Annotated in this window: 15 protein-coding genes and 3 pseudogenes; 7 read left to right on the top strand and 11 right to left on the bottom strand. The window is 77.4% G+C overall.

Annotation, left to right across the window (positions count from 1 at the left end; all coding sequences use genetic code 11):
* Positions 1 to 32 precede the first annotated feature (32 nt).
* Positions 33 to 791, bottom strand: a complete 759-nt coding sequence (gene pgeF / locus ACOQFB_RS07090) for a peptidoglycan editing factor PgeF (RefSeq protein WP_421609715.1) — start codon at positions 789 to 791, stop codon at positions 33 to 35.
* A gap of 88 nt (positions 792 to 879) precedes the next feature.
* Here pgeF and ACOQFB_RS07085 point away from each other — a divergent pair, with 88 nt between their 5' ends.
* On the top strand, positions 880 to 2,364 hold the full coding sequence (locus ACOQFB_RS07085) for a diguanylate cyclase (protein ID WP_494492516.1): 1,485 nt from the start codon (positions 880 to 882) through the stop codon (positions 2,362 to 2,364).
* A 51-nt stretch (positions 2,365 to 2,415) separates the two neighbouring features.
* Here ACOQFB_RS07085 and ACOQFB_RS07080 read toward each other — a convergent pair whose 3' ends face one another.
* Both ACOQFB_RS07080 and ACOQFB_RS07075 read right to left on the bottom strand, forming a co-directional pair.
* Positions 2,416 to 3,165, bottom strand: coding sequence for a hypothetical protein (locus ACOQFB_RS07080; RefSeq protein ID WP_494492606.1), 750 nt, complete (start codon positions 3,163 to 3,165; stop codon positions 2,416 to 2,418).
* Between the two features lie 3,049 nt (positions 3,166 to 6,214).
* Positions 6,215 to 6,508, bottom strand: a pseudogene (locus tag ACOQFB_RS07075) (response regulator); the annotation flags it as partial.
* Between the two features lie 198 nt (positions 6,509 to 6,706).
* Here ACOQFB_RS07075 and ACOQFB_RS07070 point away from each other — a divergent pair.
* Both ACOQFB_RS07070 and ACOQFB_RS07065 read left to right on the top strand, forming a co-directional pair.
* On the top strand, positions 6,707 to 7,327 hold the full coding sequence (locus tag ACOQFB_RS07070; RefSeq protein ID WP_421610915.1) for a hypothetical protein: 621 nt from the start codon (positions 6,707 to 6,709) through the stop codon (positions 7,325 to 7,327).
* Between the two features lie 83 nt (positions 7,328 to 7,410).
* The gene (locus tag ACOQFB_RS07065; RefSeq protein WP_059437796.1) at positions 7,411 to 8,139 is read left to right on the top strand and encodes a metallophosphoesterase family protein; all 729 of its coding nucleotides are present in this window, start codon (positions 7,411 to 7,413) and stop codon (positions 8,137 to 8,139) included.
* Positions 8,140 to 8,180: 41 nt separating this feature from the next.
* On the opposite strand, the gene ACOQFB_RS07060 is transcribed toward ACOQFB_RS07065, so the two are convergent.
* The 3 genes and pseudogenes from ACOQFB_RS07060 to ACOQFB_RS07050 form a co-directional block, all read right to left on the bottom strand.
* Positions 8,181 to 9,101 carry an AAA family ATPase gene (locus tag ACOQFB_RS07060; protein ID WP_059437795.1) on the bottom strand — a complete coding sequence of 307 codons (921 nt, stop codon included), beginning with the start codon at positions 9,099 to 9,101 and terminating at the stop codon, positions 8,181 to 8,183.
* 472 nt (positions 9,102 to 9,573) lie between these two features.
* Positions 9,574 to 11,829 (bottom strand): amylo-alpha-1,6-glucosidase, encoded by a 2,256-nt coding sequence (locus ACOQFB_RS07055; RefSeq protein WP_059437794.1) that lies wholly within the window; start codon positions 11,827 to 11,829, stop codon positions 9,574 to 9,576.
* Between the two features lie 205 nt (positions 11,830 to 12,034).
* Positions 12,035 to 12,787, bottom strand: a pseudogene (locus tag ACOQFB_RS07050) (glycosyltransferase); the annotation flags it as partial.
* 216 nt (positions 12,788 to 13,003) lie between these two features.
* On the opposite strand from ACOQFB_RS07050, the gene pdo reads away from it, so the two are divergent.
* The 4 genes from pdo (at position 13,004) to ACOQFB_RS07030 (ending at position 17,676) form a co-directional block, all read left to right on the top strand.
* Positions 13,004 to 13,675, top strand: a complete 672-nt coding sequence (pdo, locus tag ACOQFB_RS07045; RefSeq protein WP_082100229.1) for a protein disulfide oxidoreductase — start codon at positions 13,004 to 13,006, stop codon at positions 13,673 to 13,675.
* A 350-nt stretch (positions 13,676 to 14,025) separates the two neighbouring features.
* On the top strand, positions 14,026 to 15,582 hold the full coding sequence (locus tag ACOQFB_RS07040; RefSeq protein ID WP_494492515.1) for an Ig-like domain-containing protein: 1,557 nt from the start codon (positions 14,026 to 14,028) through the stop codon (positions 15,580 to 15,582).
* Positions 15,583 to 15,649: 67 nt separating this feature from the next.
* Positions 15,650 to 16,762: a type IV pilus twitching motility protein PilT gene (locus ACOQFB_RS07035; RefSeq protein ID WP_059437791.1), complete on the top strand. Its 1,113-nt coding sequence runs from the start codon at positions 15,650 to 15,652 to the stop codon at positions 16,760 to 16,762.
* Positions 16,759 to 17,676, top strand: a complete 918-nt coding sequence (locus ACOQFB_RS07030) for a PilZ domain-containing protein (protein WP_421610916.1) — start codon at positions 16,759 to 16,761, stop codon at positions 17,674 to 17,676. The genes ACOQFB_RS07035 and ACOQFB_RS07030 overlap by 4 nt, the downstream gene beginning before the upstream one ends.
* Positions 17,677 to 17,692: 16 nt before the next feature.
* On the opposite strand, the gene prfB is transcribed toward ACOQFB_RS07030, so the two are convergent.
* The 5 genes and pseudogenes from prfB to ACOQFB_RS07005 all read right to left on the bottom strand — a co-directional run bounded on the left by prfB (position 17,693) and on the right by ACOQFB_RS07005 (position 23,792).
* A protein-coding gene (gene prfB, locus ACOQFB_RS07025; RefSeq protein ID WP_237757932.1) for a peptide chain release factor 2 occupies positions 17,693 to 18,812 on the bottom strand; the annotation gives its coding sequence in 2 pieces (ribosomal slippage) (positions 17,693 to 18,742 and positions 18,744 to 18,812; 1,119 coding nt in all).
* A 321-nt stretch (positions 18,813 to 19,133) separates the two neighbouring features.
* Positions 19,134 to 20,612, bottom strand: a pseudogene (gene lnt / locus ACOQFB_RS07020) (apolipoprotein N-acyltransferase); the annotation flags it as partial.
* Positions 20,613 to 20,683: 71 nt separating this feature from the next.
* Complete coding sequence (locus tag ACOQFB_RS07015; protein ID WP_041453549.1) at positions 20,684 to 21,061, bottom strand: hypothetical protein; 378 nt, start codon at positions 21,059 to 21,061, stop codon at positions 20,684 to 20,686.
* Complete coding sequence (ybeY, locus tag ACOQFB_RS07010) at positions 20,962 to 21,543, bottom strand: rRNA maturation RNase YbeY (protein ID WP_059437787.1); 582 nt, start codon at positions 21,541 to 21,543, stop codon at positions 20,962 to 20,964. The genes ACOQFB_RS07015 and ybeY overlap by 100 nt, the downstream gene beginning before the upstream one ends.
* Positions 21,540 to 23,792 carry an HD family phosphohydrolase gene (locus ACOQFB_RS07005; RefSeq protein WP_237757931.1) on the bottom strand — a complete coding sequence of 751 codons (2,253 nt, stop codon included), beginning with the start codon at positions 23,790 to 23,792 and terminating at the stop codon, positions 21,540 to 21,542. Before ACOQFB_RS07005 ends, ybeY begins: the two co-directional genes overlap by 4 nt.
* Between the last annotated feature and the right edge of the window lie 191 nt (positions 23,793 to 23,983).

The raw sequence follows: 23,983 nt of genomic DNA, 5'->3' as shown, positions 1-23,983 counted from the left end.
TCCGGGAAATTCTAGGTGACTCCGCCGCCCCGTCAAGGAAGGGGGGCCGTCCCCGGCATCGGGCCGGGTGGGGCGATGAAGGCGATCTGCCGACCCGTGCGCCCGGCGTCGCGCCGGTGGGAGAAGAACCGGGCCGGCTCGCAGGCGGTGCAGCGATCCAGCCGATCGACGCGCTCCGGGCGCACCCCGGCCTCGAGCAGCACCGCCCGGTTCGCCTCCCAGAGGTCGAGGTGCGGGGCCGGCCCGTCGCGGACCACGCCCAGCCCGAGCGCGGCGGCGAAGCGCGCGGCCAGCTCCGGCGAGACCTCGTAGCAGCAGGGGCCGATGGACGGGCCGATGGCGGCGAGCAGCCGCTCCGGGCGCGCCCCGGCCTCGCGGCACAGCGCCCGCACCCCCTCCCCCGCCGCGCCGGCGAGCGTCCCGCGCCAGCCGGCGTGCACCGCCGCCACGGCCCCGCCGTCCGGGTCCGCCAGCAGCACCGGCACGCAGTCGGCCACCGAGACGCAGGCGGCCACGCCGGCGCGGAGCGACACGACCGCGTCGGCCTCCTCCGCGGGCGCGCAGGGCGCGTCGAGCCGCACCGCCCGCGCGCCGTGCACCTGCCGCACCCGGGCGAAGCCGAGGCCGGTGGCGGCCTCCAGCCGCCGCCAGTTCTCGGCCACGCGCGCCGGGTCGTCCCCCACCGCGCCGCCCAGGTTCAGCGCGTCCCAGGGCGGGGGCGAGGCGCCGCCGGCGCGGGTGGTGAAGCCGTGCGGCCAGGCCGCCAGGAGCGCCGAGCGCACGAGGTCCATCCCGCTCTCATACCAGAGGGCGCCCGGGCCGGGGACGCGCGGTCCTTGATCGCCTCCCGCGCGGGCACTACGCTTGCCGGTCCTGCCCATGCTCCGCTCGATCCGACGCTCCCTCGGCCGCAAGCTGCTCGTCGCGGTGGGGCTCCCCTCGCTGGCGTTCACGCTGGCCCTGGTGCTCTGGCTGCAACACCGGACCCGCTTCGCCGCGCCGGACCTCGAGCCGGTCTACGGCATCGCGGTGCTGGCGGTCCTGCTGTTCGGCGCGCTGATGTGGGTCACCTTCGCGCTGGCCATGCGCTGGGTGATCGAGCAGCCGCTCCAGCGCCTGGCCGCCGGCCTGCGCCACGTGCGCGAGGGCGACTACCTCTACCGCCTGCCGGTGGAGGGCCCGGACGAGCTGGGGATGGTGGCGGAGACGTTCAACACCACCCTGGCCGCGCTCACCGACCTGCACGCCCGCCGCATCGAGGACGAGCGCGAGCGGGTCCTCACCGCGCAGCTGGAGGCGCGCGTGAAGGAGCTGACGCTCCTGTTCGACCTGGCGCGGCGGCTGGGCGGGACGCTCGAGCTGGACCGGCTGGTGGCGACGCTCACCGAGCTGGTCGGCCGGGGGCTCGGCGACCACGCGTTCGCGCTGCTGCTCGCCGAGGAGGGCACCGGCGACCTGGTGGTGCGGAGCGTGTCCGGGCTGCCGGAGTCCGCGAACGGCGTCCGCATCCGGGCGGGCGAGGGCCCGGCCGGCTGGGCGGTCCGCGAGCGCGCCACCGTGCTCGTCAAGGACACCGGCGCCGACCCGCGCCGGCCGGTGCTGGCCTGGCAGGGCGAGGCGCTGGGCTCGATCCTGGCCGTCCCCATGATCCACCGCGAGGACTGCGCCGGCGTGCTGGCGTTCTTCCGCCCCGCCACGGACGCGTTCCCGCCCGACGAGGTCCGGCTGCTCGAGTCGGTCGCCGGGCAGGCCGCGCTCGCCATCGAGAACGCCCGGCTGCACCAGAAGATGGTCCGGCTCTCGCAGAGCGACGCGCTCACCGGCGTGCACAACCGGCGCAGCCTGTTCGCGCGGCTCGACATGGAGCGGGAGCGCTGCGAGCGCTTCGACCACACCATGGCGCTGGCCCTGGTGGACGTGGACCGCTTCAAGCAGTTCAACGAGGCGTTCGGGCACGCCGCCGGCGACGGCATCCTGCGCCGCGTGGCGGAGCTGCTCGCGGGCGCGGTCCGCAAGGTGGACCTGGTGGCCCGCTACGGCGGCGAGGAGTTCGCGGTGATCTTCCCGCGCGCCGACCGCGGGGCGGCGCTGCTCGCGGCCGAGAAGCTCCGGCAGGCGGTGGAGGCCGCGGCGCTCCCGCACGAGGCGTCGGAGCGCGGCCACGTGACCATCTCGGTGGGCGTGGCGGTGTGGCCCGACGACGCCCGGGACCTCGGCGCGCTCATCGACGCCGCCGACGCCGCGCTCTACGCGGCGAAGCGCGCCGGGCGCGACGCCGTCCGCGCGCACGAGGCCGGGATGCGCGTCCACCCCGGCCGGCGCCGCGACGTGCGCACCACCGCCGACGCCGAGGCGGACGCCTAGAAACCGGGCTGCGCCGCGCCCCACCCTGCCCGGCGCGCCGGGCTGCGTCCGCTACTTGACCGGATCCTTCACCGCGGCCGGCGCGGCCTCGGCCGGCGCCACGCCGGAGGCGGCCGGGGTGGCCACGTTCCGCCCGCCGCGCAGCCGCGCCACCTCGAGCTCCAGCGCCTTCTCCCGCCGCGCCCGCTCCTGCAGCGCCGCCTGAAGGCGCGCCAGCTCCTGGGCCCGCGCCTGGTCGCGCCGCTGCAGCTCCTCGCGGAAGCGCGCCTGCGCCTCCTCCACCGCGCGCGCGGCGCGCCCCTCCGCCTCGCGCCGCTCGGCGCCGAGCTGGTCCAGCCGCCGGGCCGCCTCGGCCGCCCGCGCCTCCGCCGCGGCCGCCCGCGCCGCCAGGTCCTTCTCGGCCCGCGCCCGCGCCTGGCCGGCGGCGGCCATCGCCGCCTCGAGCTCCAGCACCCGCGCGCGCCCGGCCTGCGCGCCGGCGGCCTCGCGCGCCGCCTGCTCGGCGCGGACCTTCAGCTCGGCCGCCCGGGCCTCGGCCCGCGTGACGCGGCCGAGCAGCTCGGCCTCGACGCGCTGCCGCTCCCGCAGCGCCGCGGCCAGCGCCTGGTCCACCTCGGCCGCGCGCCGCTCGGCGCGCTCGGCCCGCTCCGCCGCGGCGGCGCGCTCGGCGGCGCCCTGCTCGGCGCGCCGCTCCGCCTCCTCCAGCGCCCGCTCCGCCGCGTCGCGGCCGGCCGCGGCCGAGGTCGCGCGCTCGTCCGCCTCGGCGATCCGCCGCCGGTCCTCCTCGGCGCGCGCCGCCACCTGCTCGGCCGCGGCGCGCTCGCGCCGCTCGGCGGCGCGGAGCCCCTCGGCCCGCGCGGTCAGCTCCGCCTGGAGGTCCTCCTCGCGGCGGGCGCGCTCGCGCGACAGCTCCTCGAAGCGCGCGTGCAGCGCCTCGGCGGCCTCGGTCTTGCGGGCCAGCTCCGAGAGCAGCTCCTCCTCGCGCCGCGCGTGCTCGGCCTCCAGCGCCGCCGACCGGGCCCGGGACCGCTCCTCGGCCTCGGCGCGCTCGGCCGCGGCCCGCGTCAGCTCCGTCTCCAGGCGCGAGCGCTCGGCGTCGGCCGCCTGCCGCCGCCTCCGCGCGCCGCAGGTCCTCCCGCAGGCCGGCGCGCTCGGCGCCGGCGGACTCCAGCTCGGCGGCGAGCGCGTCGCGCTGCGCCCGCGACCCGTCGCGCTCCCGCGACGCGTCGGCGAGCAGGCCGGCCAGCTCCTCCGCGCGCGCGGCGGCGCGCCCGGCCTCGCCGGCCAGCTCGGCCTCGCGCGCGGCCGCGGCCTGCCGCGCCGCGGAGAGCTCGCCCTGCAGCCGATCGGCCTCGCGGGACGCGGCGGCGAGCAGGCCGGCCTGCTCCTCCACCCGGGCGCCCAGCTCGCCGACCTTCCGCTCCATCTCGCGGGAGAGCGCCTCGCGCACCTCGCGCGCCTCGGCCAGCTCGCGCTGCAGCGCCGCCACGCGATCCGCGCGCGCCGCGGCCTCGGCCTCGGCGGCCTCGGCGCGGGCCTCCGCCTTCCGGCTCGCCTCCGCGCGCGCCGCCAGCTCCGTGCCCAGCTCGCCCTCGCGCCGCTGCGCCTGCCGGCGCGCCTCGTCGCGCGCGGCCTCCGCCTGCGCCGCGGCCGCCCGGAGCGCCTCGGCCTCGCGGCCCGCCTCGGCCCGCGCCGCCTCGAACGCCGCCCGCGCCTCGGCCAGCTCGGCCTCCAGCGCCTCGCCGCGGGCGCGCGCCTCCGCCTCGCGGGCGGCGAGCGCCGCCTCGCGCGCCGCGGCGGCCGACGCGTCCTCGGCCGCGCGCGCCGTCGCGCGGGCGATCTCCTCCCGCGCCGCCGCCACGGTGTCCTCGGCGCTGCGCGCGCGGGCCTGGGTCTCCGCCAGCGCCGCCTCCAGCTCCGCGCGCCGCTCCTCCAGCGCGCGCGCCTCGGCGCGCGCCGCGTCGCGCGCGCCGGCCGCCTCGCGCGCCCGCCCGGCCTCCGCCGCGAGCGCCTCCTCCCGCGCGGCGAGCGCCGCCCGGAGCGCGTCGCGCTCCCGGCCCGCCCCGTCGGCCACCCCGCGCAGCCGCTCCGCCTCGGCCCGCAGCGCGTCGCGCTCCTCGGCGAGGGCCGCCTCCCGGGCGGCCGCCTCCTCCCGCGTCGCCGCCAGCGCGCGGCCGACGGCCGCCGCCTCCTCCTTCACCCGATCGCGCTCGCGCGCCGCGGCGGCCCCCGCCGCCTCGGCCGCCTCCAGCCGCGCCGCCGCCTCGCGGGCCGCCTCGGCCGCGGCGGCCCGGGCCCCGGCGCGCTCCGCCTCGAGCTCGGCCCGCAGCGCCTCGCCCTCGGCGCGCGCCTCCTCCTCGCGCTCGGCCAGCTCGCGCGCCAGCCCCTCGATCTCGCCCTCCAGCGACCCGATCTGCTGCAGGTGGTCCTGGATCTCGCGGCCGAGGTCGTCCTCGCGCCCGCGGGCGGTGTCGCGGAAGCGCTTGTATTCCTCGTCGAGCAGGCGCAGCCGCTGCTCGCGCTCGCGGATGGCGTCCTCGCGCTCGTCGATGCGCGCCTGCAGCGCCGCCTCGTTCTCGCGCGCGGCCTGCTGGGCGCGATCGCGCTCGGCCTCGACCTCGGCGGTGGCGGTCTCGGCCGCCTTCAGCCGCTCCTCCAGCGCCGCCCGGTCCCGCTCCGACTCGGTGCGGAGCCGGTCGCGCTCGGCGGTGAGCGCCGCCTCGCGCGCCGCCGCCTCGACGTGGCGGCGCTCGTGGTCGCCCTCGCTCGCGGCGGCCTCGCCCTGCGCCCGCGCCAGGTCCTCCTCGAGCGCCCGGCGGGCCGCGGTCTGCTCCTCCAGCCGCGCCGCGGCCTCGCGCGCGGCGTCCTCGGCCGCGCGCCGCGCCTGCGCGAGCGCCTCGTCGGCCGCCGCGACCTCCTCGGTGCGGCGGGAGATCTCGTCCTGCAGCTCGCGCTCGCGCGCCTCGGCCCGCGCCGCCTCCGCGCGCGCCGCCCGGTCCATCCGGACGATCTCCTCCTGCGCGCGGTCCAGCGCGACCTTGCGGTGCGCCAGGTCGTCGTCGCGGCGGCGGACCTCGCGCTCCAGCTCGTGGATGCGCCGCTCGCTGCCGGCGACCACCTCGATGAGCCCCTTCTCCTGCCCGAACTTCTCCAGCAGGAGGCCGTCGATCGAGGCGCCGAACTCGCGCTCCTTCTCCACGAACAGGTCGCGCGCCCCGGCCAGCCGCCGCAGCAGGTCGTCCACCTGCAGCTTCGCCGCCTGCAGCTCCACCTCGCGCTCGTGCATGCGCGCGTCGAACGAGGCCAGCTCGCGCTCGCGCACCGCCCAGATCTCGCCCAGCCGGGCCAGCTGCGCCTCGCGCCAGCGCAGGTCCTCGCGCAGCAGCTCGGCCCGGCCCTCCGGCGTCTGCAGCAGCTCGCGGCGCGGCGGCGGCCGGCGCCGGTGCGCCTCGGCCAGCAGGTCCTCGCGGCGCTCGGAGATCGACTGGAAGACGCGGTCCACGAAGAGCCGGTCCTCGTCGGTCACCGTGGACCGCAGCGGCTTCCGCGGCACCGGCGGCGGCGCCTCGCCGGCCGCGGGCGGCGGCGGCGCAGCGGCCTCGGGGGCCTCGGGGGCCGCCTCGACCGCGACCTCGGCCCCGCCCTCCGGCTCGGGGCGGGCGGCGCGCGCCTCCGGGTCCAGCGCCGCGTCGAGCTCGGCGTCGAGCGCCTGCACCTCGTCGTCGGACAGCACCGCGTCGTCGGCGCTCTCCGGCTCGGGCTCGGCGGCGGCCAGGATCCCGCCGGCGAGCTTGCGGAGGGCCTCGGTGTCGAGCGGCATCGCCAGGTAGCCGTTCGCGGCCCAGGGCGTGCGCGCGTGCTCGGCGAGCGCCTCGGGTGCCGTCTCCGACGCGTACAGGATCACCGGCAGGCGCGCGGTGGCGCGGTCGTGGCGGAGCTGCGCGCACAGCGAGAAGCCCGACAGGTCGGGGAGCTCGGCGCGCACCACGCACAGGTCGGGCCGGTGCGACGCGACCTCCAGCTCCGCCTCGGCGGCGCTGGCCGCGAGGCGGGTGACGCACCCGTCCTCGTGGAAGAGCGACGCCAGGGACAGCGCGAATGCGTGGTCGGGCTCGACGATGAGGACGCGCTTCGTGGGTTCCATGATGGACCGCGGGAGGGCTCCCGCTCGGGCGGCCAAGTGTAACCTGCCCCCGCGTCAATCTAGGCATCGGTCTTCCCGCGGAATCCGCGCACATCGGAGCCACGCCGCGCGGGTCGGCCGCGGCGGGGAGCGGGATTGCCGCCGCCGCGGGGTGGACCGAACGTGTCGGCGCCGGCGCTCCTGCGCTCGCACCCGCCGATGCCCCTCCTCCCGCTGCTCCTCGCCGCCGCCGCCGCCGCCGCGGCCCCCGCCGCGCCCGCCCCCGGCGCGCCCCCGGAGAACCTCCTCCGCGGGCCGGCCCGGTGCGTGCTCCGATATCTCGACGCGGTGCGCCTGGCGGGGCCGCGCGCCCCCGCGGTCCGGGGCCGCGCCGGCGCGCCCGCGCCGGGCACCTACGCCCGCGCGCGCGCGCTCACCGCCCCCCGCGCGCTCGACGACGCCGATCGCGCCGCGGCGGCCGGAGGGTCGCACCCGCTCGCACCGTGGGCCGACGCGGCGCGGGGGACGGTGCTCGAGTCCTTCCAGCTCCTCGCGGTGCGCCGGGCCCCGCGCGGCACGGCGGTGGTGACGGTCCGGGAGCGCTGGTGGCGCGCGTCGGGCGCCCCCTCGCTCGCGAGCTCGGTGAGCGAGTACCTGGTGGCCCGCGTGGCGGGGGAGTGGCGCGTCGCCGCCCGGAGCGCGGGGGGCACCCTCGACGACGAGGTCATCGACGCCGGCTACGGCGGCTGGTTCGACCCCCCGCCGTCCCCGGGGGACCTCGCCCCCCGCCCCGCGCGCGCCACCTCGGTCCAGGGCCGGACCGGGCCCCAGCCGCGATAGCGCCGCCCGTTCGCGTGGAGCGCGGGCGAAACACCGACGTCCGTTCCCGGCGCCGCCCGGCCGCGGGGTACACTGCGCCCGCCATGGCCCCCTCGCGCACCCTCGTCGTCGGCGACGTGCACGGCTGCCTGGCGGAGCTCGAGGACCTGCTCGCGGCCGCGCGGTACGAGCCGGCGCGGGACCGGCTGGTGTTCCTGGGGGACCTGGTGGACCGCGGCCCGGATCCGGTGGGCGTGGTCCGCCGCGTCCGCGCGCTCGGGGCCGACTGCCTGCTCGGGAACCACGAGGAGAAGCACCTCCGGTACGCGGCGCACGAGGCGCGCCGCCGCGAGGACCCGCACCACCGGAACCCGGTCCGGCTCGACCCGAGGCGCACCGAGGAGCACCTGCGGCTCTCGCCCGACGACCTGGCCTGGATGGCCTCGCTGCCGCGCGCGCTCCGGCTCGACGGCCGGTGGCTCGCCGTGCACGGGGGGCTGCTGCCGGGCCGCCCGCTCTCGCGCCAGCCGCCGGACTGGCTCATCCGGCTGCGCTTCCTCGACGCCACCGGCAAGCCGGTGTCGCGCGAGCACGGCGGCGAGCCGGGCGTGGTGCGCTGGGCGGAGCGGTGGACCGGCCCGCACTCGGTGGTCTACGGCCACCACGCGCGCGACGAGGTGGTGGTGGACGAGCCGGCCCCCGGCGTCCGGTGCGTCGGCATCGACACCGGGTGCGTCTACGGCGGGAAGCTCACCGCGCTCGCGCTGCCGGGCGGCGAGCGCGTCCAGGTCCCCTCCCGCCAGCGGAAGGCGACGCCCGAGCAGGATGATTGAGGCGACGGGGCGTGCCGCCGCCGCCTCGCCGCGCGCTCCGCCTAGCCGAGCTGCGCCGCCGCGGCGAGCTCGCCCTTGCGGTCGCGGGCGAGCGCCACGTCGGCCTCGTACTTGAGCGCGAGGTTGAGCGTCTGGTCGAGCAGCGCCGCGTCGAGCCGCTCGGCGTTCAGGATCGCGAGGGCGCGCACCCAGTCCAGCGTCTCGGAGATCGACGGCGCCTTCTTCAGGTCGAGCGTGCGGAGCTTCTGGACGGTCGCCACCACCGAGCGCGCCAGCGCCTCGGAGGCCTCCGGGACGCGGGCGCGCACGATGGCCAGCTCCCGCTCGCGCGCCGGGAAGTCGATGAACAGGTGGAGGCAGCGCCGCTTCAGCGCGTCGGAGAGATCCCGGGCCGCGTTGGAGGTGAGCACCACCCGCGGCACCTGGCGCGCGCGGACCGTGCCGAGCTCCGGCACGGTCACCGCCCAGTCCGAGAGCACCTCCAGCAGGAAGGCCTCGAACTCCGGGTCGGCCTTGTCGATCTCGTCCACCAGGAGCAGCGCCGGGGTCTCGCTGGTGAGCGCGCGCAGCACCGGGCGCGGCACCAGGAACCGCTCGCTGAAGAACACGTTCCCCTCGCCCGCGATCCGGTCGGCCGCCTCGGCCAGGCTGCCGGCGCCCTCCACGGCGGCGCCGATCCGGTCCTTGAGGAGCTGCGTGTACAGGAGCTGCTTCGCGTACTCCCACTCGTAGAGCGCCTTGGACTCGTCCAGGCCCTCGTAGCACTGCAGCCGGATCAGGGTGCGGCCGGCCGCCCGCGCGAACGCGTGCGCCAGCTCCGTCTTGCCCACGCCGGCGGGGCCCTCGACCAGGACGGGCTTCTCGAGCCGGTCCGCCAGGTAGACCGCCGTCGCGATCTCGCGCGACGGCAGGTACCCCGCCTCGGCCAGCTTCGCGGACACCTCGTCGAGTGATCCGAACATCGTCCCTCCGCCGCACCCCGGCGGCCCGCCAAGCCTAACCCCGTGCCGGGGGCGGGGCGAGCGGAACGCTCCTGGCGCCTGCGCCGGACCCTCCTGTCGCCTGCGACGCACCGAATTACAGCCCCGTCCCGGCCCGGGCGCGCGCAATCGCCGGATTTCACGGCCGGCGACCGCCCGGCGGGCCGCGGCACGCGGATTGTAGCCGGGGAGCCCGAGTCCCGCCGGAGGCCGGCCACGGACCCCGCCATGACGAAGCTCCTGCCAAACGCTCGAAGCGCGGGGCCCAGCTCCCGTCGTACGTCCTGATCGAAGCGAGGCCGGCCGCTCGATCCTCTCCACCGCCGCAGCCGTCCTGCGGGACGCGCGGCGGACAACGCTGTGGTGGTGCCCGGCGCAGGTGCGCCGGCGGGGCCGCGCGCGAGCGCGGCCCCGCTTCATCTCCGGGCTCGTGCCGCGATGCGCGCCGGCCGGCTCACACCTCGATCCGCACCTTCAGGTCGCCGCCCTGGATCTCCAGCACCTCGGCGAACGCGTTCGCCTTGCCGCGGGTGAACCGCAGGCTGGCCCGGGCTGGCCCGACGCGGAGCCCGTGCAGCACCAGCTCGTCGAGCCAGGGCGGCAGCCAGGGCTGCACCACGCGCAGCGTCCGGCGCGGCGCGTCCGCGTGCAGGCCGAGCACGGCCCGCACGAGCAGGAACCACGCCGCCGAGGACCAGGCCTGCGGCGAGCAGGCCACCGGGTAGCTCACCGGGAACTGCCCCGCCGCGCGCGAGAGCCCGCAGAACAGCTCGGGCATGCGGAGCTGCCGGAAGTGCTGCGCCGCGTCCCAGAGCCCGGTCAGCACCTGGCCCGCCTGCCGGGTCATGCCGTAGGCGGACATGCCCATGGCGCAGAGCGCGTTGTCGTGCGGCCAGACCGTGCCGTCGTGGTAGCTGAGCGGGTTGTAGGCGCGCTGGCCGGCCGCGAGCGTCCGGATGCCCCACCCGCTCCACGACTCGCGCCCGAGCAGCGAGGCCGCCACCTGGCGCGCGCGCGCGTCGGAGATCGCGCCCGAGAACAGCAGGTGCCCCGGGTTGGAGGTGACCGCGTCCACCTGGCGCTCGTCGCGGTCGAGCGCGATGGCGTAGGTCCCCTTCCCCTCCATCCAGTAGCGCCCCTCCAGCCGCTCCGCGTGCAGCCGCGCCGCCGCCACCAGCGCCTGCGCCTCGGAGCGCCGCCCCATGCGCCGGAGCAGCGCGGCCATGCGCCGGCGCGCGTCGATGCAGTAGCCCTGCACCTCCACCAGCGCGATGGGCGGCTCGGCGGGCGTCCCGTCCGCGAACGGCACGCCGTCGTGGCTGTCCTTCCAGCCCTGGTTGCGCAGCCCCTGCGGCGTGCGCCGCTGGTACTCCACCAGCCCGTCGTCGTCGGGATCGGCCCAGCGGTCCATCCACGCGAGCGCGCGCTCCGCCGCGGGGAGCAGCGCCTCCACGGTCTCGTGGTCGTCGGTCCACAGGTCGTACTCGGAGAGCAGCACCAGGAACAGCGGCGTCGAGTCCACCGAGCCGTAGTACGGCGTGTGCGGCACCTCGCCGGCGGCCGCCATCTCGCCGAAGCGGATCTCGTGCGGGATCTTGCCGGGCTCCTCGTCGCGGGTAGGGTCGTCGCGCTCGCCCTGGAGCCGGGCCAGGAAGCGGAGCGCGTCGCGCGCCACCTCGGGCTGCGCGACGAGCGCCTCGTAGCCGGTGATGAGCGCGTCGCGGCCGAACGGGCAGGTGTACCAGGGGATGCCGGCGGAGATGACCGGCGCGCCGAAGTGGTAGACGGTGAGCGCCTTCAGGTCCGCGACCGCCTGCTCGAGCGCCGAGGTGAACAGGTCGTTCGAGGCGACGAACCGGGTGGCCTGCGCCGCGTAGGCCGAGTACGCCTCGTGCGTGGCGGAGGCGCGCGACGCGAAGGGCCGCGGCGCCGCCGGCGGGACCGGCCGCTCCTCGTCGAGCCCGCGGGCGCGGCCCGGCGCGCCCCGGTCGATGCCGGCCGCCACCGCGAAGTGCACCTCCACGTGCTCGGCCGGCTCGAGGTGCAGCGCGACGCGGGCGCCGCGGCCGTCGAGCGAGGCCAGCGCCGCCGGCGCCCCGTCCGGCCCCACCCCGCGGACCCGCACCTCGGTGGCGTAGCGCCGGCCGTCGCGGCCGTCGTAGCGCAGCACCACCTGGTCGCGCTCCACCCGCGGCGCGTGGTACGTGCCGCGCTCGCGGCGGCGGGCGCCCCGGATCTCGAAGACGTCGGCGAAGTCGGCCGCCCACTCCAGCGCGATCCACGCGTCCACCGCCCGGCCCTGGAAGTTGGTGAGCACCAGCCGATCCACCAGCACGTCGTCGATGAGCATGTCGCGGCGGAGGTGGACGTAGTTGAGCGGCTCGCGGCCGAGCAGGTCGCCCTCGTGCAGGCTGGTGACGGTGAAGTCCACCTGCGCCACGTAGTCCGAGGAGACCTGCGAGGACAGGCAGAGCGGCGGGCCGCCCGACACCGACATGCGCCAGGCGGACAGGTGGCGGGTGTCGGTGAGGAACAGGCCGAGGTCCCGCGCGCCGGCGGGCGTCACGTCCCCGAGCCGGTTCGCCACCAGGAACAGGTTGCCGCGCTTCAGGACGAGCTTGTCGACCCCGGTCGCCTCCGGGCGGTCGGACGGATCGGCGTAGCCGAGCAGCTCCTCCGGACGCGCCGTCACGGCGCCGCGGTCGTCCATCCTCCCCCTCGTCCACGGCATCGGCCGGCGCCGGCTGGGCGCGCGCGGCAGCCCGGTACGCCGCGACGTAGTCCGCCGCCATCCGGTCCGCCGAGAACCGCTCGCGCGCGCGCCGCTGGATGGCCCGCCGGTCGAGCCCCGCCGCGCGCCGGAGCGCCGCCGCCATCTCCGCCGCGGTGCGCACCAGGAACCCGTCGGCCCCGTCCACCACGATCTCCGGCGCGGCGCCCAGCGGGAACGCGATCACGGGGCAGCCCGCCAGCAGCGCCTCGATCATCACCAGCCCGAACGGCTCCTCCCAGCGCAGCGGCACGAGCAGCGCGCGGGCGCGGGCGAGCAGGCGGCGCTTCTCGGCGAGGCCGGCGCGCCGCGTCCAGGCGACGTGCGGCGCGGCCAGGGCCGGCGCGAGCACCTCGTCGTCCCATCCCTCGGGGTGCGCGTCGCCCTCGTGCAGGTCACCGGCCACGTCGATGCGCAGGCCGGCCCGCCGCGCCGCCTCCACCGCCAGCTCGGGCGCCTTGCACCAGGCCAGCCGGCCCAGGAAGAACGCGCCGCCGCCGCCGTCGCCCTCCCCCGCGTCCGGGTAGAGGTCCGGGTCGAGGCCGTGGTGGATCACCCGGTGCGCGGGCGGGGACGACAGCTCGGCCTGGCGCCGCGATATCGCGACGCGCAGCACCGCCGGCACGCGCGCGTAGAACCGCGTGAGCGCCGCATCGGGCGCGTGGTGCACGGTGTAGACCACCGGCGCGGGCAGCGCGCCGGTGAACGCGAGCATGGCCGGGAGGTGCGCGTGCACCACGTCGAAGCCGCCGCGGGCGATCTCCGCCGCGGCGTCGCGGCAGTGGAGCAGCCCGGCATAGGGCTCGGGCGGCCAGACCGGCGCCTCGAAGGTCGCGCGGAGCCCGGGCGCGCGGGAGTCGCCGGTCGCGAACACGGCCACGCGGTGGCCGGCCCGCACCAGCGCGCGGGCCAGCGCGTCCACCACCAGCTCGGTCCCGCCGTAGCCCGGGGGCGGCACCGCCACGAACGGAGTCGAGACGATGGCGACGTGCACGATGTGCAAGCTAGGTCCGGCACCCGGCGCGGACCACCGCCGAGCGCCCGGGCGCGTGCGCCGGCGGCGGCCCGGCGCTAGGTAACGACGCTCGCGGCCCGGAGGCCGCGCGGAGGTGACATGGGGCTCATCGGGAAGGACGACGCCGAGCAGATCCGCAAGGAGCTGGAGGGCGCGCTGCAGGGCGACGTCAAGCTGACGCTCGTCGGTCCGAGCGCCCTCGCGCCGCCGGCGCGGGACCTCACCCCGCAGATCCGCCAGCTGCTGGAGGAGGTGGCGGCGCTCTCGCCGAAGCTCGCCTTCGAGTACCTGGACCTGCCCACCCCCGAGCAGCGCGAGGCGCTCGGGCTGGCGCCCGACGAGGCCGGCCCGCTCACCCTCCTCTCCGGCGCGGCGCGCGGGCGCGTGCGCTACCTCGGCGCGCCAGCCGGCCACGAGTTCCCGAACCTCGTCAACGGCATCATCGACGTCTCGCGCGGCGAGTCCGGGCTGTCGCCCGCCTCGCGGGAGGCGCTCGCCCGGATTTCACGCCCCGTCCACATCAAGGTGTTCTTCACGCCCACTTGACCGTACTGTCCCCAGGCGGCCGGTCTGGCCCATGCCATCGCGGTGGAGAGCGCCCACGTCGTCGCCGACGCCATCGAGGCCCAGGAGTTCCCCGACCTCGCGGCGCGGTACCAGGTGATGGGCGTGCCCAAGACGATCGTGAACGACGTCGAGGAGTTCGTCGGCGCCGTCCCCGAGGACGAGTTCGTGGCGCACGTGCTCCGGGCGGCCGGCGTGCCGGCCTGATCGGCGGCGGGCGCCGCCCGCGCCGCGGCGGTCGCGCACCTGCACCCCTGCCGCCTTGGTGCGTGCCGCGATCGCGCGTCGCGCGGTCGCGCGGGTGGCCGGGCGCCCGCACCCCTGGCAGCATCCCCTGCAGCCTCGCCGCGCCGGGTCGGGGGACCCGGGCAGCCTGGCTCGAGGATCGGGGGATCCATGCAGCCGAAGTCCGCCTTCCGGCGCGCGCACGCCGCGCGCCTCGCCACGCTCGCGATCGCCGCCGCGGCGCTCGCGGCCTGCTCGTCCGGCGGCGGCACGTCCGCGCGCCCGCGCCGCAGGATCCGGCCGGCGGCGCGCCGGTCCCGAGGTCGATCTCGGTGTCGCCGGCGGCCACCACGCTCGCGGCCGGCTTCACCGAGCGGCTCACCGCCATCGCCACCTACTCCGACGGCTCGAAGCGCGACGTCACCGCCGCCGCCGCCTGGGAGTCCTCGGCGCCGGCCACCGCCGCGGTGACCGCGGGCGAGGTCACCGGCGTCGCGCCCGGCGCGGCGACCGTGGGCGCGCGCTGGTCCGGGCTGCGCGGCGCGGCCGAGGTGACGGTGACCTCGGCCGTCCTCCAGTCGATCGTCGTCACCCCGCCGTTCCCGAGCCTGCCGCTCGGCGCCGACCTGCAGCTCGCCGCGACCGGGCTGTTCTCCGACGGCAGCGCGCGCGACGTGACCGCGGAGGCGGCCTGGGAGAGCGCGGCCCCGGCGACCGCCGCGGTCCCCTCGCCCGGCCTGGTGCACCCGCTCGCGCCCGGGGACGCGGCCGTCTCGGCCACGCTGGACGGCGTGAGCGGCGCGACCACCGTCAGCGTGACCGCCGCCACGCTCGAGGCGCTCGACCTGTACCCGGGCGCCGCCACCCTGGCCCGCGGCACCTCGACGGCGTTCACCGTGGTGGCCACGTACTCCGACGGCACCTCCGCGGACCTCACCGCGCAGGCGGCCTGGGCCGCCAGCGGGCCCGAGGTGACGCTCTCGGCGCCCGGCCCGGAGGGCGTGGTGGCCACCGGGGCGGCCGAGGGCACCGCCACGATCACGGCGGCCTTCGGCGGCCTGACCAGCTCGGGGGCGGTGACGGTCACCGCGGCCGAGCTCACCGGCCTCGCGGTGTCCCCGGCCGCGCTCGACCTGCCGGTCGGGCTCTCCGGCGCGCTCTCCGCCACCGGCACGTTCTCCGACGGCTCGACCCAGGACCTGACGGCGCAGGTCGCGTGGGTGTCCTCCGACGCGGCGGTGGCCGCCGCCTCCAACGCGCCCGGCAGCGAGGGGCTCGTCAGCGCGCTCTCCGCCGGCGACGCGACCGTCAGCGCGACCCTGTTCGGCCGGACCGCGTCGGCGGCGGTGACGGTCCGCGCGGCGGTGCTCCAGGCCATCGCGGTGACGCCCGGCACGGCGTCGGTGCCCGCGGGCTACCAGGTCCGGTTCCGGGCGACCGGCACCTACAGCGACGGCTCGACCCACGACCTGACGGGGAGCGCCGTCTGGATCAGCGCCGATCCGGCCATCGCGACCGTGGTGGCCACCGGGACCGGCGCGGGCACCGCGACCGGCGTGGCGCCCGGGACCACCCGGATCACGGCGGGGCTGGGCGGCGTGACCGGCGAGGCGACGCTGACGGTGGGCTCGGCCCGGCTCGTCTCGGTGGCGGTGACGCCGTCCCCGTTCGACGTGGGGGTGGGCGGGACCGCGCAGCTGACCGCCACCGGCACGTTCAGCGACGGCAGCACCCTCGACGTCACGCGGCAGAGCGTCTGGAGCTCCAGCGCCAAGTCCATCGCGACCGTCTCCCGGGGCGGCGTGGTGACCGGGCTCCGGGCCGGGTCGGTGACCATCCAGGCGAACCGCGCCGGCCGGAAGGGCCGGGCCGACGGCACCGTCCGCTGAGCGACCCGGGGCGCGGCCAGCGAGCTTGCTGGCCGCGCCCACCGGTTGACGCTAGACTCGCCGTCTTATGGAAGGACAGGGTCCGCTCAGCGAGGAGCTGTTCCACTCGTTCCTGCAGCTCGCCGTGAAGCGCCAGGCGAGCGACGTGCACTTCGAGGTGGGCTATCCGCCCACCTACCGGGTGTTCGGGGAGCTGCTGGCGGCGAAGTACCCGCCGCTCACGCACGCGGACACGGAGGCGATCGCGAACTTCGTCCTCCAGGCCCCGGGCTCCGGGTTCACGCCGCTCGACTTCCGCGAGGTGGACCGCAGCTACTCGCTGCCCGGGGTGTCCCGCTTCCGCGCGTCCATCTTCAAGCAGCGCGGCAGCTGGGGCGCGGTGATGCGCACCATCCCGTTCCAGATCCCGGACTTCGACACGCTCAACCTGCCGCCCGTCATCCGCACCATCGCCGAGGCGCGCCGCGGGCTCATCTGCGTGACCGGCGCCACCGGGAACGGCAAGTCCACCACCATCGCCAGCATCATCAACACCATCATCCAGCAGGAGCGGCTGCACGTCATCACGGTCGAGGATCCGATCGAGTTCATCTTCGCGGGCGGCAAGGGGCTGGTGATCCAGCGCGAGGTGGGCTCGGACACCGCCAGCTACAGCGACGCGCTGCGGGCCGCCCTCCGGCAGGACCCGGACATCATCATGGTGGGCGAGCTGCGCGACCGCGAGGCGGCCGACATCTGCCTCAAGGCGGCGGAGACGGGACACCTGGTCATCACCTCGCTGCACACGCCCGACGTGCCCCGCGCGGTCGGGCGCATCGTGGGCCTGTTCCCGGCCGACGAGCAGGACAGCGTCCGGGCGCGGCTCGCCGACAACCTGCAGGCGGTCATCGCGCTCCGGCTGCTCATGCGCGCCGACGCCACCGGGCTCATCCCCGCGGTCGAGTCGCTGCTCGCCACCACCAGCGTGCGCGAGCTGATCCGCGACGGCTCCAAGATCAACGAGCTGCGCACGTACATGGACACCGCCGGCGCCGACCTGGGGATGCACAGCTTCGACCAGTACCTGTACCGCCTGCACGAGGCGAAGCGCATCGGCCTCGACACCGCGCTGGCGAACGCGACCCACCGCGCCGACCTGGAGCGGCGGATCATGATGGAGACGGGAGGCCGTCCCGCGTGATCGCCGCCGGCGCCCCAGCGGCGTCGCGCGTTCTGGTGGTGGGCTCGGACGCCGACGTCTCCATCGCGCTGCACCTGCACCTCGAGCGTGCGGGGCACGCGGTCTACTGCCTCCCCGGCCCCGGGGAGCTCGAGGCGTTCGTGCGCGCCGCCGCCCCGCACACGGTGGTGCTGCTGCTCCCCGCGGTGCCGGACGGCACCTGGGGCGCCGCGCTCACCACCGCCGCCAGCGCCGCGCGCGTGGGCGTGCGGGTGGTGATGGTCGCGCCGTCGCGCGAGATCGTGGAGCCGCTCGCCGCGGTGGCCGGCGCGGAGCGCGCCCTGGCGCGCGCCGAGGTGCTCTCGCGCCCGCTCGTGGTGATGGAGCGGCTGCCGGGCAGCGCCCCGCCCCCGCCCCCGCCCCCGCCGCACCCGCCCCTGCCGGCGCCGGCCGCGCCGCCCCCGGGGGCGACGCCGGCCGACGTGCTGCGCGCGTCCGCCTCGGTGCTCATCCCCGATCCGCCGCCGGCGCGGCCGCGCCCGCCCTCCGTGGACCTGATGGCCCTCATCGACGAGGAGCTGGTGGACGAGCCGAAGGCGCGCGCCACCGTCACCCGCGTCGAGGTGAACGTGAGCCTCGTCTCGGAGCACAACTTCTACGTGGGCGCGACCCGCCGGGTGGACTCCGGCGGCGTCTTCATCGCCACGGCGCTACCCCCGGCGGTCGGCACCCGGCTGCAGGTGCGGCTCGGCCTCGCCGACGGCCGCAAGCTGGACCTCGAGGGCGAGGTCGCGTTCGTGCGCGAGAAGAGCGCCACCACCGGGCGGCAGCCGTCCGGCTGCGGCGTGAAGCTGCTCGGGCTGCCGGGCTGGGCGGTGGACGCGATCGACCGCTTCACGCTCGCGCGCCAGCCCATCGTCTACACGCCGCGCTAGCGGCGCCGGGCCGGGGTCACTCGTCCACGGCGCGGTCGGTGCGCCGCACGCCCATCAGGTAGGGCTGGATGAACGGGTCGAGGTCGCCGTCCAGGACGTCGTCCACCTTGCCCGTCTCCACCCCGGTGCGCAGGTCCTTCACCATCTGGTAGGGCTGCAGCACGTAGCTGCGGATCTGCGAGCCGAAGTCGATGTCCTTCTTCAGCGCCTCGGCGGCGTCGCGCGCGGCCGCGCGCTTCTTCTCCTCGAGGTCGTAGAGCTTGGCGCGCAGGATCTTCCAGGCCACGCTGCGGTTCTTCTGCTGGCTGCGCTCGTTCTGCACCGCCACCACGATGCCGGTGGGCAGGTGCGTCATGCGCACGGCCGAGTCGGTCTTGTTCACCTTCTGCCCGCCGGCGCCGGAGGAGCGGTAGGTGTCGATGCGGACGTCGGCCTCCTTGATGTCGATGACGATGTCGTCCTCGATCTCCGGGGTCACGTCCACCGCCGCGAAGCTGGTCTGGCGGCGCGCGTTCTGGTCGAACGGGCTGATGCGCACCAGCCGATGCACGCCGCGCTCCGCCTTGAGCCAGCCGTACGGGTGATCGCCGCGCACGATGAACGAGGCGGAGCTGATCCCGGCCTCCTCGCCCGCGACCAGGTCGGCCGGCTCGACCTCCCAGCCGCGCCGCTCGCAGTAGCGCACGTACATCCGGTACAGCATGGCGGCCCAGTCCATCGCCTCCACGCCGCCCGCGCCGCTCTTCACCTCGACGATCGCGCCGGCCGCGTCGTGCGGGCCGGAGAGCATCTTCTGCAGCTCGAGCCCCTCCAGCTGGCGGCCCACCGCCTCGGCGGCCTGGGCCGCCTCGGCGCGGGTGGCCTCGTCGCGCGCCTCCTCGGCGAGCTCGTTCAGCGCCTGGGCGTCGTCGAGCGCGCGGCGAACCGCGGCGCAGGCCTGGGTCACCTGCTCGAGCTGGGCCTTCTCCTTGAGCAGCGCCTGGGCCTTGACGTTGTCGGTCCAGAACGCCGGGTCCTCGGAGAGCTTGGAGATCTCCGCGACCCTCAGCTCCTTCCGCTCGACGTCAAAGCGACCCCCGGAGCGCCTCCAGGCGGCGGGTGAGCTCGGCGATGCGCTCGGCGGTGGGGGAAGCCATGGCTCGGGTCCTCCGGGTTCCTTCGCTACGCGGCGGCGCTCCGGCCGTCCCGGCCCCCCCGGCGCACGCGGCGGGCGAGCGCGGGGTGGGTGGCCGCCAGGGCGGCGGCGGCGAGGAGCGCGCTGGCCCAGGCGAAGAGGTCGCCGACTGTAGTGTAGAGAGCGTGCGCCCCCGCAACCGCGGGACGCGGGCGAGCAGCAGGCGCGCGGGCTCCTCCGGGTCCGGCGCCAGCTCGGGATCCACCGGGCCCACGTCCAGCGCGCCCGGCGCCAGCTCGCCGGTGGGCAGGATCACCGCCGAGACGCCGGCGTAGGCGGGCCGGACCACCGCGCGCCGCGCCTCGATGGCGCGCATCCGCACGATGGAGAGGAACTGGTACGGGCCGGACGAGTAGCCGTACCAGGCGTCGTTGGTGGGGTTCACCAGCAGCTCCGGCTCCGGGTCGCGGCGCGCGAAGGCCACGTTGATCTCCGGGAAGATCGCGTCGTAGCAGATCATGGGCGCGACGCGGACCGGCCCGGCGGGCGCGGGCGCAGCCTCCGGGGCCGCGGCCGGGGAGGCGCCGGGGACGGCCGAGGCGAGCGCGGGCCCGGCGGCCGGCGCGCCGGCCAGCGGGAACTCGAGCACCGCGAGCTCGCGCCCCGGCTCGATGGGCGCCAGGCTCGGCACCAGGTGCCCGATGAACGGCAGCCAGCGCTGCAGCGGCACGTACTCGCCGAACGGCACCAGGTGGTGCTTCAGGTACTTCCCGAGCACCTGCCGCCCGGGGGAGACCATGAACTGCGCGTTCCCGACGCGCGGCACGCGCTCGCCGCCCGCGCCGCGGGTCCACTCCACCGTGGTGGCCCCGAGCAGCACGTGCGCGCGCTCGAGCGGCGGCAGCCCGGCGGCGGGCGTCGCGAAGCTCCGGATGTCGGGCGCCACGTACAGCGGGTAGGCCGCCTCCGGCCACGCCACCAGGTCGGCGCCGGCGCGGTCCGCCTCCACCGTGGGCGGCACCAGGCGCGCCAGGATCTGCTCGCGGTGGTTGCGCGCCGCGTTCTTCACCGACTGGTCCACGTTCGGCTGCACCACGCCCACCGTGATCGACGGCGCCGCGGCGGCCTCGGCGCGCACGGCGCGCACGCGCAGCGCGCCGCCCGCCACCACCGCCGCGACCAGCGCCGCGGTCCCGGCCAGCGCCCGCCGCGGGAGCGGCCGCCGCTCGCGCCGGGCCTCGAGCGCCTCGGCCAGCACCGCGTTCACCAGCACCACCAGCGCCGCGATCCCGTACACGCCCGTCGCCGCCGCGAGCTGCGCCACCGCCGGCGTGCGCGCCTGCGTGTAGCCCACGTTCGCCCAGGGGAACCCGGAGAACAGGTAGTTGCGGGACAGCTCGAACGCGACCCACACCGGCGGGAGCACCGCCCACGCCGGCCAGCCCAGCCGCGCGCGGACGCGCTGCGCCACCGCGAACGCGCCGGCCCAGTGCGCCGCCATGTACAGCACCAGCAGCGACAGGGCGAACACCGAGAACGCGAGCGAGAGGCCGCCGAACGCGGTCATCGCGTGCGAGACCCAGTAGATGGCCGCGAAGAAGTAGGCGAGGCCGGCCGCCAGGCCGAGGCGGGCCGCCTGCCACGCGCCGCGCGCGCGCCGCAGCGCCACGAACGCGGGCACGAGCGCCACCCAGGCGACGAGCTCCAGCCGGCCGGCGGGGTCCACCTCCCGGATCGAGAGGAACGGCACCACCAGCGGCAGCGCCAGCGCGAGCGCGAGCCCGGAGGCGATCGCGAGGAGGTAGGGGGAGAGGCGCTTCATCGAGCGTTCCTGCGGCGGCGGGGGCCGCGGCGCACCGGGGATCCTGGCGTCGGCGGGCCGGCGGCGCCCGGTCAGCGGACCTTCCCGCCGGGCCCGCCCTCCGGGCCGTCCGGCGCCTCCGCCTGCTGCGCCTGCGCGGCGCCGTACGCCTCGGCGGCGGCGAGGTAGTACGCGACCGCCTCGCGCACCAGGTGGCCGACCGGCCGCCCGAGCCGCGACGCGGTGGCGGTCATGGCCTCGGCGAGGTCTGCCGGCATGCGGACCGGCACCACCCGCGCCTGGGCGAGCGCCGCCTCCAGCCGCTCCAGCGCCTGGCTGGGCCGCGACACGCGGAAGTCGCCCGCCTCGATCATGTCCTTGATCCGCCGCGCGAGGTCCTCGCGCGTGAACCACGCGCCGTCGAGCCAGACCGACTCGGAGTCGAGATCGATGTCGGCGAACGGGTCCATCGGTCCTTTGCCTCGCCGGCGCGCCCCTGGCGCCGGCCTTCACGGAGCGCCGCCCCGACGAGCCCCTCCGCCCGCGCGAGCTCCGCTTCCTTCTCCGCCATCGCCCGGGCGTCCGCGGGCCGCTCGTGGTCGTAGCCGAGCAGGTGCAGGATCCCGTGCGCGAGGTAGCGGTCCAGCTCGGCGCCCACCCGCCGACCGTCGGACCGCGCCCTCCGCGCGGCGGTGTCGAGCGAGATTACCACGTCGCCCAGCAGCGCCCCAGCGCCCGGCGGCTCCGATATCGGGAACGACAGCACGTCGGTGGCCTGGTCCTTCTCGCGCCACTCCCGGTTGAGCGTGCGGATGCGCCGATCGGTCACGAGCAGGATGGAGAGCTCGGCGTCCTCACGCCCCAGGGCGGCCAGGAACGCGGCGGCGCGCGCCCGGAGCCGTCGGGCGGCGCGGGCACCGCCGGGGTGCTCGGAGGTCAGGCGGACGATCACGGCTTGGCCACCAGGTGCACCGCCGGTCCCTCGTCGCGGCGCCGGTCCGGGTACTCGGGGCGCGTGTGGTAGATGGCCTCCAGCGCCCGCACCATCGCGCCGGAGATGGCGTTCAGGTCGCGCAGCGTCAGCGCGCACTCGTCGAGCTGCCCTTCCCCGAACACCTCGTTGATGCGCTTGCCCACCAGCGCGCGCAGCGAGTCCGCGGTGGGGTCCTCCAGCGCCCGCGCCGAGGCCTCGCACGCGTCGGCGATCATCACGAGCGCCGCCTCGCGCGTCTGCGGCTTCGGGCCGGGGTAGCGGAACAGGGCCTCGTCGAGCGGCGCGGCGCGGCCCCCACCCTCCTCCGCCAGGCGCTGCGCCTTGCCCCAGAAGTACCCGACGTGGCGCGTCCCGTGGTGCTGCGCGATCGCGTCCTGGACCACCCGCGGCAGGCGCCAGTGGCGCGCCAGCTCCAGGCCGTCGGTCACGTGGCGCTTCACGATGAGCGCGCTCATGGAGGGCGCCAGCGCGTCGTGCCGGTTCTCGCCGCCGCGCTGGTTCTCGGCGAAGTAGAGCGGGTTCCGGATCTTCCCGAGGTCGTGGTAGTAGGCGCACACCCGCGCCAGCAGCGGGTTCGCGCCGATGGCCTGCGCGCCCGCCTCCACCAGCGAGCCCATCAGGATCGAGTGGTGGTAGGTGCCGGGCGACTGGACGATGAGCTCCTTCAGCGCCGGGTGGTTCAGGTTGGCGAGCTCGAGCAGCTTCACGTCGGTGACGTAGCCGAACACGCCCTCCACCACCGGCAGCAGCCCCACCACCGCGATCGGCAGCAGCACCGCGCCGCCGACCAGCGCCCCGACGGCCGAGAGCAGCACCTCGGCGCCGGCGCGGCCGGCGTAGAGCCCGAGCGCCGCGACCACCGCGGCGCCGACCAGCCCCACCCCCAGGCCGGCGCGGAACAGCCCGGCGCGGTCGCGGTTGTTGCGCACCAGGCCCGCCGCCGCGACCGAGGTGAGCGTCGCGAACAGCGCGTAGGCGAGCGACTGGCCGGCGAGCAGCCCGGCCGCGAGGCCCATGGCCAGCGCGAACAGGAGCGCGGTCTCGGCCGCCAGCACCTGCCGGACGATCATCGCGCCCGCCGCGAACGGCACCAGGTACTGCAGCGCGACCGCGGGGACGTACGGGAAGCGCTCGTGGAGCGCGTCCATCACCGCGAAGCCGAGGAAGCCCGCCGCCAGCGAGCCCAGGTAGAGCAACGACAGCAGCAGCGCGTCGCGGCGCGCCGGCCGGAAGCGCGCCACGTTCCGGCGCGCGAAGCGCCAGAGCAGCGACACCAGCAGCGCCACCACCGCCGCGCCGCCCACGCGGACGCTGCCCAGGTCCTCGCCCTTGCGCTGCGCGCGGATGCCGTCGAACACGAGCAGGTGGCGCTTCTCGATCCGCTCGCCGTCCCCGATGATCTTCTCGCCGCGCTTCACCGGGATGGCGACCGGCTTCACCCGGGCGGCCGCGTCGTAGCGCCGCCGCTCGGTCTCGGCCTGATCGTAGACCAGCGTCGGGCGCACCATCGCCTCGGCGGTGCGCGCCAGCGCCGCGCGCACCGCCGCGGGCTCCTTCTCCAGCCGCGCGGCCGCCGTGCGGGCGAGCTCCTCGCGCGCCTCGGCCACGTCGCGGACCTGGGCGGCGTCGGCGAACGCCTGCTCGCCCTCCGGACGCCCGCCGCGGAGCGTGCGGACCACGAAGCCGGCGTCCGGCGCGGCAGGGAGGAGCTTGCGGTCCTCGATGACCATCCCGGCGAGCGCGCCGCGCGCCAGGTCCGCGAGCTGGCGCTCCGCCGCCTCGGAGAACCGGGTCGTGCCGAGGGCGGCCAGGTCGCCGTCGCGCACCAGGACCTGGAGCCGCGACACGAACGCGTCGCGCTGCGCGGCGTAGCGCCGCTCCAGGGCCGCCGCCTCCCGGGCGCCGCGGCCGTCATCGCGCAGCGCCCGCTCCTCGTCCCGCATCAGCTCGAACGCGGCGTGGACGCGAGCGACCGCCTCGTCGGCGGCCCCCGCGTCCTGGTGGTAGACCGGGCGCTCCGCCGCGGCCGCCTCGGCGCGGCGCCGGGCGGTCGCCTCCTCGTCCACGATGTCGTAGTCGCGATCGGCCTTGATCGTCGCCGGCGCGGGCGTGCCGAGGGCCTCGGGGCCGGGCAGCCGGTGCGCAGCCGAGGGGGCGAGCAGCCACCCGGCCGCGGCGGCGACGGCGGCCACGAGCAGCGCGCGCATCAGCCGGCCGGGCCAGTCGACGCGGTCGGCCGCGGGCGGGCCGCCGGCGGCGGGTGTGTCAGAGGGGGGACCGGACACGGCGTGCGAGAGTCGCACCGGGGTGGGAGGAGCGCAACGGAGAACCGGGGCTTCCCCCTGAACACGCGGCGAGGTGCCGCCCCTCCGCCCATCGGTGGTGGGACGCTTCCGGG

Origin of the sequence: Anaeromyxobacter sp. Red801 (assembly GCF_049201065.2) — a bacterium.
Lineage (GTDB): Bacteria > Myxococcota > Myxococcia > Myxococcales > Anaeromyxobacteraceae > Anaeromyxobacter.
The sequence above is the reverse complement of the archived record's forward strand: the minus strand, read 5'-3'. Positions and strand labels throughout refer to the sequence as shown.